Raw genomic sequence first — 15,815 nt, 5'->3', positions numbered from 1 at the left:
TATCGCGCGTCCCGAAATGTCGTTTTTTACGGCCGGTTCAAAGATGGTCTTCGGCCTTGCGTGGCTCGACCCGGCGCGGCGCGGCCACCGGCGCCCGCAGGTCCAACCCGAGCGTGCGTTTGACAAGCTTTTTCATCTGGAAAACACGACGGTTGACCGTGATCTGCGCGCGATAACGCAGCGGCGGCAAAGGTTCTTTCTGGCGGATCGCAAAGTCGCGATACTTGGATGCAGTGGCCTCCACCAGTTCCATGGCGGCCGTGAGCGAAGCGGCATCGACGCGAGACGTCAGGAAGCACTGGTTGGCGAAGAATTTCTGAAATAACGCCAGCCAGAAGGCGTGATGCGCGTCTTTTTCGCTCTGGTCCAGCGCTTCGCCTGCAAAGCGGGCCACACACTCCACTGCGCGCAGAGTCGTGGTCTGCGTAATGCTGCCCGCGCGGCGACGGTAGTAATACAGCTGATCGGCGATACCAAAGAGCGTTTTCGCACGGGCGTACACGCGTGGAATCGCCCACGCATCTTCATAGATGCAATCGACGGGAAACTCGACACCGTCCCACAGCGAGCGGCGGTACACGCGCGCACCGGAGTGCACTTCGCAGATCTGCGCAAACGCCATCAAGGCTGCCGCGCCGTTATTGCGCAGGCCGACCGTCGAATCGTTGACGATCTGCAGCTGATCGACCACACGCCCTTTTACGTCGATAATGCCTACATTGAATTCGATGATGTCGGCCGTCCCTGCGTCGAGCATCGGCATGATGACCGCGGTAAAGTTTGCGCCCCACTCGTCGTCCGAGTCGAGAAAGCCGATATACGGAGATGCGGCTCGTGCGATACCGACATTGCGCGCGGCGCTTACACCCTGATTTTCCTGGTGGATAACGGTGATCTTGTGAGTCGGCGCACTCGCCTTCACTTTGAGAATCTGTTCCAGCGTGCCGTCGGTCGAACCATCGTCGACGACGATGAACTCGATTTCTTCGGAACGCGGTTGGGCGATTGCCGATTCGAGCGCGACACCGATGTAGTGCTCGACATTAAAGGCCGGAATGACCACGGACAAAATTGTCTCGCTACTGCTTTTATCCACTGGTTTCATAGGCTGGTCGACTCTTTAAATCGATGGTTCGAAAATTTGCCTGATAAGCGACGAAGGCAATGCGGCGGATGCCACCGGGTATGCAAATCCGGAAGTCGGAAATTGAACTGCCCCTTAATAACCTGTCCGGCTGCGAAATCGTTGCTCTCATATCGCGCCGATACTTGCGCGTGGCCTGCCGCAAAGGACCAGGTCGTCTGAGCGTCAAAAAACCGCAATTGACGGTACACCCCCGAGTACACCCCTATATTGCGGTGCGCCGCGGATATCGTACGTTCGGAAGCCCACAGTGCCGGCGCACAAGATGAAAGGACCGTGGCGGCTGCGTTGGAGTGGATAGCAGGCCGGCACGTGAGCGCATGAGCCGGAACCGCGCGACAGCGCCGAGCAAGGCCATCAGGAAAGGCCAGTGATATATCCAGCTGCGCCGACAGTATTAAATGAATGCCGGATTTTGAAGTGTGATGTATCGCACCGACCAGACGATAAGTACGCGTTAACCTGTTTCTTTAAATGGAATTCTGCCGACCGGGGCCGCATTCCTCAAACAAAACGCCGTCGACCCATCAATCTGGAGGCCCAACTTATGACCGTGCCTAAAGTCAGTGTTCTGCTTCCAATGTATAACGTCGAGCCGTACATCGAGGCGTGCCTCGTGTCGCTACTGGCGCAGACTTCGAATCAATTCGAGATCATCGCGGTCGACGATCGCAGCCCGGACCGTTCCGGTGCCATCGCGAGACGCATTCTGGAGGCGCAGGACAAAGTGGCGTGGAAGCTCGTCACGAACGAGCAGAATCAGGGATTGGCGGAATCCCGCCGGATCGCCGTTGAGCACGCGCGCGGCGATTATGTCCTATGCGTCGACAGTGACGACTATGTAAAACCCAACCTGATCGAGCGCGTGATCGAGGAAGCGGAGAAGCATGACGCCGACGTCGTGATGTTCGCCGCGACGAACGTGCTTGCCGATGGAACGGTCAATTACCAGATTGATTGCGACGACAAGGTCATCACGGGTGTCGAGGCCGTCGAAGGAATCATGGACCTGAAGTTGCAGGCGTACTGCTGGAACAAGCTGGTGCGGCGCTCGATCTTCGCGGATGTTCATCATCCGAGTGGACTCATCTACGAAGATATCTGTGTGTCGGTGCAGACCTTGGGGCGCTCGAAGGTGGTTCGCCTGATACCGGATCGGCTGTATTTTTATGTATTCCGCGACACGGGTATCTCGACGCGCTTCAATCCGAAGATCCTCGACCTCTTCTCGATCATGGATCTGGTGGAGAAGACCACGGCCTCGATGCCGATCAGAAACCGGAGCGTGCGTCTTTTCAGGCTGAAATATATCTGGGGCTTCAGAACGGTTGCGTTCCAGGTCGCGATGAGAGCACCGACCTATCAGTCGGCACTGCCCTTCTTGCGTATCGTTTCGGAACGGCTGCACCCGCAGCATCTGTACCGCATGTATGCGGACAGCCGACCCAAACTCACATTTGCGATGTGTCTGCTCAAGATCCATCCACGGATCTTTTACAGCTTCGTGAGGCGCTTCAGCGAACGTTGAGGCTCGCTCGAAGCAACCACACGCTTTTACATGCCGGGACCGACCGGATGACATTGCCGTGCCCGGCAATCGTCCGGTCGGACTCGGCCCGAAGCAGGCGGACTCGCGTGGACCCGCTTGCACCCACTCGCACCCGCCTGGCGGGCCAGCCGTTACTTCAAGCCCGCGACGGCCTGCTTGATAGCCGCGTAGATCGGCTTTTGCGCCCCGCTGCTCGTCAAGATGCCATACTGACCGGTGGGATCGTCGTACAGCTCGTACCAGTTGAATCCGATCACGTTATACGTGGCTTTAGCCGCGTACAGTTCCGGGATCGTCTTGGCGATGTAAGTCTGTGCCTGCGCTGTCGAGAAGTCGGTGTTGACGCCGATCTCCGTGAACATGATTGGCAGGTTGTAGGCATCGTGCAGGCTTTTCAGCACGTTGTAGTTCGTGCCCGTCACACCCCACGTATTTTCCGGATCGCCGCCATCCGAATACCAGTGCAACTGGATGATGTCGGTCTTCACGACCGGATGACCCGTCGAGCCGTCCGGCTGCGTGCCGGTCAGCATGCCCTTGTACCAGCCCAGATGCAGGAATCCTGACGACGCGGTCGCGATCACTTTCGTCGCGCCAGTCGTATCCACCGAGCGCCAGCCGTCGTATGAACCACGCAGTGCGCCGCGGAAAATCGGCCACGTGCTGTTGTCGAAGTCCGACACGTTCGCACCGTCGTTGGCAACGGGTTTGTTGTGACCGTCAAGGTCATATTCGTTACCGAATTCCACCGCAGCCACACCCTTCAACTTGGTCGCCGCATAGGCCGCCATCGAGTATGCATACGCGTAGGCGCTAGCTTCGGTCGGCGTGGCGCCGTTCAGCGAAGGATCATCCCAGGGATAGGCATCGATCATCGGCATGATGGAAATCTTCGAACCCATGCCCGGAATCACCGTGTTGGCAACGGCATCGATCTGACTGTACGAGTGAATATCCTGGCGGTTGCCCGTCAAGCCGAGATCGGTCAGGGTTGCAGCTTGCGTCGCCAACGGAATCGACGTGTAGATGCCGCCGTAGTTGTAGTGCTCGTTAATGCCCGCGAAAGGAATCGCTGCCGACGCGGTTTGCGCCGCGGAGGTCGAGGTGGCCGATGCGCTCGATGAACTTGCTGTGGCCGTCGCAGACGACGCGCTGGACGAGGTCGTTGCCGGGCGAGGATCGGTAGTCTGGTTCCAGACGTTGTTCTGCCAGACCCACCAGTTGTTGTCGGTGTTTTCCTGGTACACCTTGCCTGCGTACCACAGCAACAGCTTGACGTTCATCGTGAACGCCGCGGTTTTGCCCGCGCGGTACACGACGCCGTTCGACACGGTCCAGACCGCGCCCGACGAATCGTTGATCGACGTTGCCGGCGGGATCGCCGTACCGCTTACCGATGCCGGATGCTTTGCCACATCCACGACAGCCGTTGGATCGGCCGCATTGGCTACGCCTGCTGCAGTGCTTCCCCCGCTCTCGCCACCACAGGCCGCCAAAATTGGGAGTACTAAATAGATTGAATGCTTACGTAAGGTTTGTAGTCTCATGAAAAGCCACAGTTGAGTTTGTACCGTCCAAAAACCTGGCAAACGCTAGCCTGAGGCCTCCTGAAGAGGTCTCATCGGGTGGACACGAAATGGGAAGGCAGAGCGGCGATGCGCCCCGACCAGGCGGCACAAACAAGCGAGCACACTCCGTCCAAGTAGAACGTTCGTTCTGCCTTGGAAAGGAAGGCACATGTTACACAGATGAAACGTTTTGAACGACCCTTGGTACGTAACAGGTTGTAACAAAACATCGAATTCGAGTAATTTCGGCTATTTATATTAATAATATAAAAGTATTTTTTAGCCGTGATGCACAGATTTGATTAACACCGGCGGTTTCCGCCACAAACCAGCTATGCCGGGCTCTAAACAGCATTTCTCGAATTTTCGGCGCGTGATTATCAAGGTTTTCGCAATGAATTTAGCCGAAAAATTCACCATTGATGTGCAAAGAGTGACGGAACAGGCAAGCGTCTAGAGTTTTTCCTCTAATGTTGCGAAATTCGCCGCACAAAACGGTGTCAAGGCGAAATTATGATCGATCCCTATTTACGAAAAAGGCTGGCGGAATAAGCCTGGCGGCTAACGCCACATTGAAAGACGGTTGAAAGCCCGCCGCGGCGGAAATCGCGTCCAGATGCCGAGGCCGGTCCTCCGCGCATAGCATTTTTATTCGCTTTTTGCGGATATAAAGTATGCATTTAATGACCGGCCTAATTGCCGTTTCCTTTCTGTTTTGCGAATTTTTTTATTACGCGGATTTAGCTATTAAGGGTTTACACCGCACACCGGTAAAAATGATTTGATTAGCCCCGCCTATTCAAAGCCGTTTGCATATCAATAATGGTCCCGTCAGCACGCCGTTATGATTTCGGCACCCCTCATTTCAACGTGCATCGCCGACAAAAACAAACAGCACGCAGAAGTCCTGGGGCGACCGTCCCCTTGTCTCACCGCACCCATCCAAAGTCGTGAACCGCTCACATGCGTTCTGTACGCGCCGCGCATCAAAAGTACGCCAATAGCGTTGCCGACCGCACAGTTCGACACACCGGGCGCCGCCCAGAATGTAGCCGTCGTATGTGGTTTCCACAGGTTTTTAAAAGGCCTTTCGCGTCCTCGTCTTACTGTCGCAGATGCCAGAGCCAGGCCGGCGCGGCCAACATTACATTCATTGCGCCGGTCACTCACTGTCCAGCCTGAAGCGTCCTCTCTGGCTTTGGATTTTTTTGAAAGCCCTTTCTTTCGATACTCGTACGGACCGCCTTCAAGGCATCGAACCCGATGAATTCACGCCCCCACTCCGCAGGGCGAGCCTCTGCTCGTCAATCGACTCGACGCGCTGTCCTGCGCGGTCTCCTGTCGATTCCGTTCGCCACGCTCACTCGGCCCTCGATGGCGCAGCACGTGGGCATTGGATTGGTCGACCCGCCCGTTCGCTTGACCGATACCTGGCTGACGGACCAGAACGGTAAAAGGCGCCTGTTGAGCGACCTGCTGGATCGCCGCGTCACGGCGCTTCAAACGATTTACACGGGATGCAGTTCAGTGTGTCCGTTGCAAGGGGCGCTCTTCAATGCCGTGCAGGAACGCCTGCCGTCGATGAACGCACACTACCCGTTCCAGTTGTTGTCCATCGGCATCGACCCGCTTTCCGATACGCCAGCGGCGCTGCACGAATGGCTCACACGCTTTCAGGCCGGCCCCGCTTGGACCGGTGCGTCGCCGTCGTTGAACGACGTGGACAAAATGCGCACGGCGCTCTCGGGCAATACCTTGCCGCTCGGCGACATCTCAAGCCATTCCACACAGATCTACTGCTTCGATGCGAAAGGAATGTTGCGCTGGCGCAGCGCCGATCTTCCCCGTGCAGAAGAAATCTGCGAAGTGCTCACCGCACTCGAACGCGCATAAATTAACCGATTGGAGAATAGGACCATGTCACGATTGTTTTTCGGCGGGAACATCTCGCGCGTGTTCACGCAGTGGCTCAAGGGCCTGCTGCTGGTCACGGTGCCTGTAGCGTTCGCCGCGCTACCGACCTTTGCCGACGCGCAGACCTCGGCGCCCATCACGGTCAGCGGAACGAATCTGTGTGCGGACGTCGCGAACGAATCGCTCGCGACCGGCGCTCCCGCCATCACCTGGACGTGCACAGGTGGTGCCAATCAAAGCTGGCTGCCCAATGGTTCGGGTTCGCAATACAGCTTCGTGAACAAAAACAGCGGCCTGTGCATGGACGTAGCGAATCAGAGCACGGTCGCAGGTGGCCCGGTGATCCAGTGGACCTGCAACGGCGGCGCGAACCAGAGCTACACACTGAAAAAGCAGGGCGCGGGTTATGCGATCGTCGCGAACAACAGCGGGCTGTGTCTGACGTCGGGAAGCACCACCACGCCGGGCTCGCAGATGACCCAGCAGGTTTGCAACGCGAGCGCGCAACAGACGTGGGTCGTGGCCGGCGTGAAGGTGGCCACGGCGTTGCCTTCGAAGTGGACCGCTCCCATTACGATGCCTATCATCCCTGTCGCGGCCGCCAACCTGCCGGACGGCACGGTCGTGACATGGTCCGCGGATAGCCAGCTCAATTTCACGCCGGGCGAGGTCACGCCGGGCAACACGTATACCGCCGTGTTCAATCCGACCACGCAAACGAGCAAACAGGTGCTCGTGACGAACACCGGGCATGACATGTTCTGCCCCGGCATCGTCAATCTGCCGGATGGGCGCATCTATGTGATGGGCGGCTCGAGCAGCGACAAGACCAGCCTGTACACCCCGTCCACCGGAAAATGGGCGTCGGGCAACCCGATGAACATTCCGCGCGCCTATCAAGGCAGCGTCACGCTGAGCAACGGCAGCGTGTTCCAGATAGGCGGCTCGTGGAATGGTCCGCTCGGCGGAAAGACCGGCGAGACGTGGACCTCCGGCTCCGGCTGGACCGTCAACACGGCGATCACCGATGACTACATTCTCACCAACGACGCTGGCGGAATCTTCCGCGCCGACAATCACGCGTGGCTGTTCGCCGTCGCCAACGGGCGCGTGTTTCACGCGGGGCCGAGCAAGGCCATGCACTGGTTCGACACGGCAGGCAACGGAAGCGTCACGGCGGCTGGAAATCGCGGTACGGACAACGACGCGATGAACGGCAACGCCGTCATGTACGACGTGGGCAAGATTCTGGCCGTGGGCGGTGCGCCGAGCTACGACTCGTCGAACGCGACCTCCGATGCGACACTGATCGATATCAGCACCGGTGTCGCCACCACCACGACGCTTGCGCCGATGAGCTATCAACGCGCGTTCAGCAACAGCGTGGTGCTGCCCAATGGCCAGGTGGTGGTGCTGGGCGGCCAGTCCTTCGCGCTGCCGTTCTCGGACGACACCGCCGTGCTGACGCCCGAGCTTTGGGACCCGACGACGCGCGCGTTCTCGCCGCTCAATCCGCAGGCGGTGCCCCGTGTGTACCACAGCTTCGGACTGTTGCTGCCTGATGGACGCGTACTGAGCGGCGGCGGCGGCCTGTGCGGAACGTGCACGACCAATCACCCCAACGTGGAGATTCTGACGCCGCCCTATCTGCTGACGTCGACGGGCGCAGCCGCCACGCGGCCTACGCTCAGCTCGGCGCCCACCACGGCGCAGCTCGGCACGGCCATCTCGGTAGCGGCGAGCAGCGGCGTCAAGTCGTTCGTGCTAATGCGTCTGTCGTCGGTCACGCATTCGCTGAACAACGAGCAGCGCCGGATTCCGTTGACGTTCACGGTCGGCACGGGCGGGGAGTATCTGTTGACCATCCCGTCCGACCCCGGCGTGGTGATTCCCGGCTATTACATGCTCTTCGCGTTGAACGCGAACGGCGTGCCGAGCGTGTCGCGCACGCTGCAGATCCAGTGATGGCGGCAGCTACCCCGGGCCGTGCGGCACGTTTCAGAATCGGCTTTGCGTCGATGCTGACAGTCGCCGCGCTGGCGGCATCGCTCGCGGCCCGTGCAGATCAGTCGTGCGATCCGAACGATACGGGCTGCCTGATCTTCACAGGGCAGCGCGCGATACCGGCGCACCTGCGCGATGACGACCGCGCGCTGCCCGCATGGACCACGCGCTGCGTCAACTGCCACACGGCCACCGGCTCGCCCAGCACGGCCTTCGCGCCGCCGCTGACCCACGACTCGCTGCTGCTCGCCGCGAGCCGTCGCGGCGGACCGCCGACCGCGTACGATCAGGCGTCGTTCTGCTCGGTGCTCAGGGGCGGGATCGATCCCGCCCACGTGCTGCTGCGCAAATCGATGCCGCTCTTCCAGGCGTCCGACGAGGACTGTGCGGCGCTGTGGCGGTTCGTCGCCGGTCGATAGAGGCGCGCCGTCAGGCGGCGACCCGGAACACCGCCACGGCGTCGCGCAACGCCAATGCGTGGGCTTCCAGCGACTTCGCGGCCGCAGCCGCCTGCTCGACGAGCGCGGCGTTGTGCTGGGTCACCTCGTCGATCTGCGACATCGCCTTGTTGACCTGCTCGATGCCGTCGCTCTGCTCCATCGCCGACGCTTCGATCTGGCTCATCACGCCGGTCACGCGCTGCACCGCGCCGAGCGCTTCATGGATCGTCTTCTGCGCATCGGATACATGAGCGGCGCCTTCCTGCACTTTCGAGGCCGACACGCCGATCAACTCCTTGATCTCCTTGGCGGCCGAGCCCGAGCGCTGCGCGAGGCTGCGCACTTCCGAGGCCACCACCGCGAATCCCCGCCCCTGCTCGCCCGCCCGCGCCGCTTCCACGGCCGCGTTCAACGCGAGAATATTGGTCTGGAAAGCGATACCTTCGATCATGCCGATGATCTCCGCCACCTTGCGCGACGATTGCGTGATCTCGTCCATTGTCTGCGTCACGCGCGAGACCACCGAACCGCCGCGCGTCACGGTGTCCAGTGCGCTCTGCGCGAGCCGGTTCGCCTGCCGCGCGTGATCCGCGTTCTGCTTCACCGTCGCTGAAAGCTGCTCCATGCTCGCCGCGGTCTGCTGCAAAGCCGCGGCCTGTTGCTCGGTGCGCGACGACAGGTCGGCGTTGCCCGATGCGATTTCGTTCGCGCCGAGCGTGATCGCCGTGGTACTGGCGCGCACCTTGCCGACGGTTTCCACGAGGCCGTCGCGCATTCGCGTCAACGCCCCCAGCAACTTGCCCATTTCATTACTCGACCGGATGCGGATGGCGACGCTCAGATCGCCACCGGCCATCTGCTCGAAATGCTGCACGGTCGTGTTCACGGGTTTGATCAGCGCGCCGGAGAGCGCCATGCGCGCCGCCACGCCGATGGCGATCGCGAGCGCGCCGATAGCCGCAAATAGTTGCGTGGCGATCTGGAAGCGTGTCACGCCGGTGGCGGCCTGCTGATGCTGATTGGCCACCTGCACGCTTTCAAGCGCAGCGATGGCGCTCGCGTAAGCGGCATACAGACTATTGGCCGTGTCGCCCTGGATATTGCGAAACGTATTGAAATCGAAGTCCGTGAGCGCCTTGAATTCCGGATTGATCGCCTGATCGACCAGGGCGCTGCGCGCGTGCGCAACGGACTGCGCGAGCTTCTCCTCCTCGGGGCTCGCGAACGGGCTTGCCATGTAATCGGCAAAATCCTGGTTCGACCCGTTGAGCACGCGGCGCGCTGCGGGCAACAGTTCATCGGTCTGTTTGCCGACGCTAAAGAGCGTCTGATACGTGCCGAGCGCAAGCTGAACCTGAAGCAGTTTCTCGGTGCTCGCCTTCAGATGCGAAAGCGCGGCCGAACTGCGCTGTGTGTCGTTCAGGCTGTTGTTGGCCAGCTTGAGTGCACCGTAACCCACGCCGATCACAGTCAGCAGGAAAGCGACGAATACGCTGATGACGAGCGTCAGTCCGCCGCGAATGGTAATGTTGTTGAGCATTGATTCTCCTGAACGTGCGGTCTGTCGGGAGCGAGCGGATCGCACGCGGGCTTTGCCCGCGCGGCCCGTGTGGCAGTAGACGTGTGGCCATGCCTGACCTGCGCTTCGTCGCATCCCGGTTATCGACAGGGCCGGCCGCTGGCTGGATAGGGGAAATCCATGACTGAGCCGCGCAGTCGCCGGGGCGCGAGGCGGGGCACGGCGGAGATAGCGAAAGCGAGCCGCTTTTCTGGGCGTTGCCCGTTCGTTTGTATAATCCGGCGTCTTCGCTCAGGCCCATTTCGCTCAGGCCCAATTTCATGCTTAATTTCGCGCTCGGCTTTCTCGTTTCATTGCTGATCACATTGCTGATCGTGCGCTACGCGCATTTGCATGAGGGACTGTCCGCCGACACGGATCTGGCCGGCGTGCAGAAGTTTCATGTGCGTCCGGTGCCACGCATTGGCGGAGCGGGGATTCTGCTTGGGCTTGTCGTCGCCGCATTACAACTGCATCACACTTATCCTGCGGTATCGCGTGGCATTCTCGGATTGATCGCGTGCGGCCTGCCCGCGTTCGGCTCCGGCCTCGTCGAAGATCTGACCAAGCGTGTTTCGCCGCTCACGCGGCTCGTTTGCACGATGGCGGCGGCCGCGCTCGCCTACGTGCTGCTCAACATCGCGGTGACGCGAATCAGCGTGCCGCCACTGGACTTCCTGCTGTCCTACGCCGTCATTTCGTTCGCAGTCACCGTGCTGGCCGTCGCGGCACTCGCCAATGCGATCAACATTATCGACGGCTTCAATGGCCTCGCGTCGATGGTCGCGTTCATGATGTTTGCGTCTCTCGCCTACGTCGCCTTTCAGGTGTCCGACCCAATCGTGCTCTCGGCGTCGTTCATGATGATGGGCGCGGTGCTCGGCTTCTTCATCTGGAACTTTCCGGCGGGACTGATTTTTCTCGGCGACGGCGGGGCCTACTTCATCGGCTTCATGCTCGCCGAACTATCGGTCATGCTGGTCATGCGCAACCGTGATGTGTCGGCGTGGTATCCGGTCTTGCTGTTCATGTATCCGATCTTCGAAACGTGTTTCTCCATTTACCGCAAGAAGTTCATTCGCGGCATTTCGCCGGGCATTCCAGACGGCGTGCATCTGCACATGCTGGTCTACAAGCGGTTGATGCGCTGGGCGGTGGGCACGCGCACCGCGCGCGAACTGACGCGGCGCAATTCGTTGACCTCGCCGTATCTGTGGCTGCTGTGTCTGATCGCAGTCGTGCCGGCCACACTCTTCTGGCGTCACACGCTGCACCTGTTCTGCTTCGTGGTGGTGTTTGCGGCTACCTATGTATGGCTCTATGTGAGCATTGTGCGTTTCAAGTCGCCACGATGGATGGTGGTCAGAAAGGCCAAGCGGTAGACAGCGCAAGACGACTCGCGCGCGAGCACCGTTCTCTGCGCGAGGTGCGGCCTGCGGTGTGCAGACGCACACGCAGGGCAATCGCCTGCAAGACGAAAACGCGGTCCCATTCTTTTTTCCGGGGCTATAAAAATAAAGAAAAATTGGCGTTCTTTCGGCTGGGACTTCCACTTTTTACCGGATAACTTCAATAGACCGGGCAGTCGAATGACGGGACACCATTTACGATTCCTGACTCCGTGTAAACCTGTCGCGAACTGAAAGCGTGAATGCCGGCATTCGCGCGTATGTTGTACATCGCACCGAACTCAACCATCAGAACTGGTTTACTCACGACAGGACGGACAAGCCGCTGAGTCACACCACCAGGTCTCACAGCCGCTGTGGAAGGACTCCAGAGCGGCCATTTCCGTTTTCGATGTCATCGCACATTGCAAGAATATCCCCGCTTTGCACACACCAAGGAAGACGCGAAGCGTTTGTTTTCAAGCAGTTAATGCCAGGTGTTGCAATGCAATATCCACAGAATAAGAGTCGGCTTTATTTCCCGGTTTTTATCTGGCAACGCGCTCAAATCAGTCAGATTTGCTTTTCGGGGGACTAAATGACGCCACTGGTATTCGGGGGCCGCTTTGGCTGGTTGCATAACGGTTTCGGCAAACGCGGGGTCGTTCTGTGCAACGCCTTCGGTCATGAAGACGTGTGGAGTCGCAACGCCATGCGCCGCCTCGCTGAAGCACTCAGCGCACGCAATGTCTCCGTGCTTCGATTCGACTATCGTTCGACCGGTGACTCGGTCGGCGTCGACGGCGAATTCAACCTGCTCGGCAGCGCCCTGGCCGACATTCGCGCCGCTGTCGAACAGCTGAAAAAACGGACCGGCGTCACCGAGGTCACGCTGTGCGGACTGCGCCTTGGCGCGGCATTCGCGACACTCGCCGCAAGCGAGTGTGATCTCGACGGACTGGTGCTGCTCGCTCCGGTGACGAGCGGCCGCATGTATCTGCGCGAACTGAGCGCCGTGCACAAGACCTGGCTTGGCAAGCTGGCCGCGCCCGTACGCGCCGCGCAGCCTGAGGCGCCGTTCAACGTACTCGGGCAGGTGTATAGCGACGAGTTTCACCAGGGACTGAAAACCCTCGACCTCGCGAAATCGTTGGGCAACGCTCCCGTCACGTCACCCAGGCGCGCGCTCGTGCTCGAGACACGCCCGGGGATCAACACGGCGTTCGCCGATGCGCTGAGCGCGTGCGGCGTCGACGTGAGCACCGAGACATTCGACGGCTATCTGGAATTCATGCAGGAAACGGCGTTCACGGTACTGCCGGAACGCGCGATCGAAACGGTCGCCCAGTGGATTGCCGTTGATGAAGCATCCGTGCCCGCTCGTGCCGACACCGACGCCACCATCGCCGATGAAGACAGGCATCGGCTGGTGATCGAAACGCCCGAAGCAATCGAACGGCCGGTTCTGATCGGCACCGCCGGGGTTTTCGGTGTGCTGTGCGAGCCGCGCAACAAGCCGACGAGCGGCCCCGTCATGCTCATCACCAACACGTCGATGAGTTCCCATCTCGGTGACAGCCGTCTTTCGGTGCGCATTGCACGCGAGATGGCGCGACAGGGCATCGCTTCGTTGAGAATCGACGCGCGCGGCATAGGCGAGAGCGCGCCGCTTCCTCCCGACGTCGCGCGACGCAACCCGTCCGGCGCGATTCACGCGAACACCACCATTGAAGACGTTGCCAGCGCCGGCGCCTGGCTGCGCAAGCAAGGCTATGACAACGTCGTTTCGTTCGGTATCTGCTCGGGCGCTTACAGCGCGTTGCGTGCGGCGCTGATCGAACCGGCCATCGCGGCGGTAGTGACGGTGAACATTCAACGCTTCTATATGCCCGAGGGGATCTCCGTGAAAGAGATCGTCGATCAGCAGGTCAACTCGATGGCCGGCTACGCTTCGTCGATGTTCGAGTGGAACAAATGGCGCCGCCTGTTCAGCGGAGAACGCAGCCCATTGCCTATTGCCCGCGCGATTCTTTCGCAAGGCACCGCCCGACTGCGCCTGAAACTGGGTGAACTCCGCGGCAGCCATGACAGGAGCGGCCCGCTGCAGGACATGCCGATGGACCCGAGAAGTGTCGTGAACGCGCTTGAACACAAAGGCGTGCGGACGTTGCTCATCTATGGCGCTTTCGACAGCGGTTTGGACCAGCTCACCTCGCACTTCGGCAAGAACGGCAAGAGCCTGTCGCGCTTCACGAAAGTCAAGGCCGCGGTCATTGCCGACGTCGACCATTCGCTGTTCAATCCGCGTGCGTCCGCTACGGTGATCGCGCTGTGTCAGGCGTTCATGAAAGATCTGCAGCCGGGCGCGTCGCCTGCGGCAGCGGGCAAGTCGCCCATGTTTGTCTCCGCGCACTCCTGAGCGCGGTGAGGCGCTCAGGGCTTCCCAGTGTCTGGACGTTGTTAATTTTATTGGTTGGATGTATCTCCGTGCGGAATCGCACTGACGCCTGTGCATCTGAATCTGTTTAATACACAGACAAACTTAACCGGGATATTGCTTCGGATCAGGGCCGGAAAGAGGAGATCGCAGAGCGGGCAGTTGCTGCCGGCATCTGGCGAACGATACCAGCGGTGGCGCTTTCCCGGCTCCGCTCCGGTGACACGAGGCAATGTATTCAGTCGAATGGCAGCAGCGCGCAGGGGCGCGAGCGCCGGATTCGGGCGAGCCGCCATCAACGACACTTCAGAGGCCCTTTTTTCATGAAAACAGAACTGCGCCGCATTCTCTCCGAAACCGCCCGCCTCGACGTGTCGGCCGAGTCGCTCACCGACGACGCCGATCTGTACGCCGCCGGCCTATCGTCGCTCGCCACGGTTCACGTGATGCTCGCGATCGAAGACGAATTCAATATCGAGATTCCCGACCGCATGCTGACTCGCCGGTTGTTTTCGTCGATCAACGTACTCGCAGCCGCGGTGACGGAACTGCAACAGGCGCAGGCCGCAGCATGAACGCGCCGAGCCTCGCAGAAGCCGCCGTCGTGACCGCCCACGAGCGCGGCGTGGCCGACTGGATCGCGGCGGCACACCGGATCGCCAAGGTCGCGGGCGCGCATGCCAATGCGGTCGACCGCGACGCGCGCTTTCCCGCCGAAGCATTCCAGGAACTGCGCCGTGAACGCCTGATGTCCGCGATGATTCCGGCCGAATTCGGCGGCGCAGGTCTGACGCTCGCCGACGTGGCTCGCATCTGCGAAGCGCTGGCGCAAGGCTGCTCGTCCACCGCGATGATCTACGCGATGCACCAGATTCAGGTCGCGTGCATCGTCGAACATGGTACGGGCATCGAGTGGCAGCGTGACATGCTGGCCCGGGTGGTCGACGAACAGTGGCTGCTCGCATCGGCGACGTCCGAGGAGACCATCGGCGGCAACATGCGCACGAGCGCCTGCGCGGTCGAACTGGTCGATGGCGCGTTCCATATCGAGAAGCTCGCACCGACCATTTCCTACGGCGCGCACGCTGACGGCATCCTGATTACGGCCCGCCGCACGCCGGATTCGCCGCCGTCCGACCAGGTGCTGATCGTCGCGGGTCATGACCAGATCCAGCTGGAAAAGCGCGGCACGTGGGATTCGATGGGCATGCGCGGTACCTGCAGCGAGGGCTTCCGGCTTCTCGCGAGCGGCCGCGCTGAACAGATCCTGCCGGTGCCGTTCGCGCAGATCGCCGACCAGACCATGCTGCCCGTGTCGCACACGCTGTGGGCGTCGGTGTGGATCGGCATCACGTCCGACGCGGTGAACCGCGCGCATGCGTTTTTCCGTGCATCGACACGCGGCAAGCCGGGTTCGCTGCCGCCTTCGGCGGGACGCCTCGCAGAAGCGGTGGGCATGCTGCACATGATGCAGGCGCGCCTGAAGGTCGCGCTCGACGCGGCCAGCGACACCGTCGCCGCGCGCGCAGCCAGCGCTTCGAGCGAGATGGACGCGCCGCTGTCGAATGCGCTCGGTTTCGCGTCCGACATGAATACGCTGAAAGTCTGCATCTCCACGACCGCGCTTCAGGTCGTTCAGGAGACGCTGATGATCTGCGGGATGGCAGGTTACAAGAACGGCACCGACTACAGCGTAGGGCGTCACCTGCGCGACCTCTTCTCGGCGCCGCTGATGATCAGCAACGACCGTATCGCACTGAACACTGCGAACCTGCTGCTTGCCCAGCGCTCACCTACTTCCGGGAAGATCTAA

At 60.6% G+C, this 15,815-nt stretch carries 11 protein-coding genes; 8 read left to right on the top strand and 3 right to left on the bottom strand.

Annotated features, from left to right (window positions below):
* Positions 1 to 37: 37 nt before the first annotated feature.
* On the bottom strand, positions 38 to 1,105 hold the full coding sequence (locus tag AAGS40_RS03125) for a glycosyltransferase family 2 protein (RefSeq protein ID WP_345813115.1): 1,068 nt from the start codon (positions 1,103 to 1,105) through the stop codon (positions 38 to 40).
* A 409-nt stretch (positions 1,106 to 1,514) separates the two neighbouring features.
* On the opposite strand from AAGS40_RS03125, the gene AAGS40_RS03120 reads away from it, so the two are divergent.
* Positions 1,515 to 2,672, top strand: a complete 1,158-nt coding sequence (locus tag AAGS40_RS03120; RefSeq protein WP_345813114.1) for a glycosyltransferase family 2 protein — start codon at positions 1,515 to 1,517, stop codon at positions 2,670 to 2,672.
* Positions 2,673 to 2,824: 152 nt separating this feature from the next.
* Here AAGS40_RS03120 and AAGS40_RS03115 read toward each other — a convergent pair whose 3' ends face one another.
* The gene (locus AAGS40_RS03115; protein ID WP_345813113.1) at positions 2,825 to 4,108 is read right to left on the bottom strand and encodes a beta-glucosidase; all 1,284 of its coding nucleotides are present in this window, start codon (positions 4,106 to 4,108) and stop codon (positions 2,825 to 2,827) included.
* Positions 4,109 to 5,524: 1,416 nt separating this feature from the next.
* Between AAGS40_RS03115 and AAGS40_RS03110 the strand changes: the two genes are divergently transcribed.
* Genes AAGS40_RS03110 through AAGS40_RS03100 form a run of 3 tightly spaced genes read left to right on the top strand, consistent with a single transcriptional unit; the run spans position 5,525 to position 8,598 of the window.
* Positions 5,525 to 6,154 carry an SCO family protein gene (locus AAGS40_RS03110; protein WP_345813112.1) on the top strand — a complete coding sequence of 210 codons (630 nt, stop codon included), beginning with the start codon at positions 5,525 to 5,527 and terminating at the stop codon, positions 6,152 to 6,154.
* 24 nt (positions 6,155 to 6,178) lie between these two features.
* On the top strand, positions 6,179 to 8,140 hold the full coding sequence (locus tag AAGS40_RS03105) for an RICIN domain-containing protein (protein WP_345813111.1): 1,962 nt from the start codon (positions 6,179 to 6,181) through the stop codon (positions 8,138 to 8,140).
* A complete protein-coding gene (locus AAGS40_RS03100) occupies positions 8,140 to 8,598 on the top strand; it encodes a hypothetical protein (RefSeq protein ID WP_345813110.1) in 459 nt (152 codons plus the stop codon). Before AAGS40_RS03105 ends, AAGS40_RS03100 begins: the two co-directional genes overlap by 1 nt.
* 10 nt (positions 8,599 to 8,608) lie before the next feature.
* Here the strand turns inward: AAGS40_RS03100 and AAGS40_RS03095 are convergent, their stop codons facing one another.
* On the bottom strand, positions 8,609 to 10,159 hold the full coding sequence (locus AAGS40_RS03095; RefSeq protein WP_345813108.1) for a methyl-accepting chemotaxis protein: 1,551 nt from the start codon (positions 10,157 to 10,159) through the stop codon (positions 8,609 to 8,611).
* A 299-nt stretch (positions 10,160 to 10,458) separates the two neighbouring features.
* Between AAGS40_RS03095 and AAGS40_RS03090 the strand changes: the two genes are divergently transcribed.
* The 4 genes from AAGS40_RS03090 to AAGS40_RS03075 all read left to right on the top strand — a co-directional run bounded on the left by AAGS40_RS03090 (position 10,459) and on the right by AAGS40_RS03075 (position 15,815).
* Positions 10,459 to 11,559 carry a glycosyltransferase gene (locus AAGS40_RS03090; RefSeq protein WP_345813106.1) on the top strand — a complete coding sequence of 367 codons (1,101 nt, stop codon included), beginning with the start codon at positions 10,459 to 10,461 and terminating at the stop codon, positions 11,557 to 11,559.
* Between the two features lie 604 nt (positions 11,560 to 12,163).
* Complete coding sequence (locus tag AAGS40_RS03085) at positions 12,164 to 13,984, top strand: alpha/beta hydrolase (RefSeq protein ID WP_345813105.1); 1,821 nt, start codon at positions 12,164 to 12,166, stop codon at positions 13,982 to 13,984.
* A 341-nt stretch (positions 13,985 to 14,325) separates the two neighbouring features.
* A complete protein-coding gene (locus AAGS40_RS03080) occupies positions 14,326 to 14,577 on the top strand; it encodes an acyl carrier protein (RefSeq protein ID WP_345813104.1) in 252 nt (83 codons plus the stop codon).
* Positions 14,574 to 15,815: an acyl-CoA dehydrogenase family protein gene (locus AAGS40_RS03075; RefSeq protein WP_345813103.1), complete on the top strand. Its 1,242-nt coding sequence runs from the start codon at positions 14,574 to 14,576 to the stop codon at positions 15,813 to 15,815. Before AAGS40_RS03080 ends, AAGS40_RS03075 begins: the two co-directional genes overlap by 4 nt.

It is taken from the genome of Paraburkholderia sp. PREW-6R (assembly GCF_039621805.1).
Taxonomy (GTDB): Bacteria; Pseudomonadota; Gammaproteobacteria; order Burkholderiales; family Burkholderiaceae; genus Paraburkholderia.
Note: the sequence above shows the minus strand (reverse complement) of the source record. Positions and strands in the feature narration are given on the sequence as shown.

Coding starts and splice junctions, on each gene's coding strand:
- AAGS40_RS03110 (WP_345813112.1), top strand. CDS start 5,525: ATGAATTCACGCCCCCACTCCGCAGGGCGAGCCTCTGCTCGTCAATCG.
- AAGS40_RS03085 (WP_345813105.1), top strand. CDS start 12,164: ATGACGCCACTGGTATTCGGGGGCCGCTTTGGCTGGTTGCATAACGGT.
- AAGS40_RS03080 (WP_345813104.1), top strand. CDS start 14,326: ATGAAAACAGAACTGCGCCGCATTCTCTCCGAAACCGCCCGCCTCGAC.
- AAGS40_RS03125 (WP_345813115.1), bottom strand. CDS start 1,105: ATGAAACCAGTGGATAAAAGCAGTAGCGAGACAATTTTGTCCGTGGTC.
- AAGS40_RS03075 (WP_345813103.1), top strand. CDS start 14,574: ATGAACGCGCCGAGCCTCGCAGAAGCCGCCGTCGTGACCGCCCACGAG.
- AAGS40_RS03095 (WP_345813108.1), bottom strand. CDS start 10,159: ATGCTCAACAACATTACCATTCGCGGCGGACTGACGCTCGTCATCAGC.
- AAGS40_RS03090 (WP_345813106.1), top strand. CDS start 10,459: ATGCTTAATTTCGCGCTCGGCTTTCTCGTTTCATTGCTGATCACATTG.
- AAGS40_RS03105 (WP_345813111.1), top strand. CDS start 6,179: ATGTCACGATTGTTTTTCGGCGGGAACATCTCGCGCGTGTTCACGCAG.
- AAGS40_RS03100 (WP_345813110.1), top strand. CDS start 8,140: ATGGCGGCAGCTACCCCGGGCCGTGCGGCACGTTTCAGAATCGGCTTT.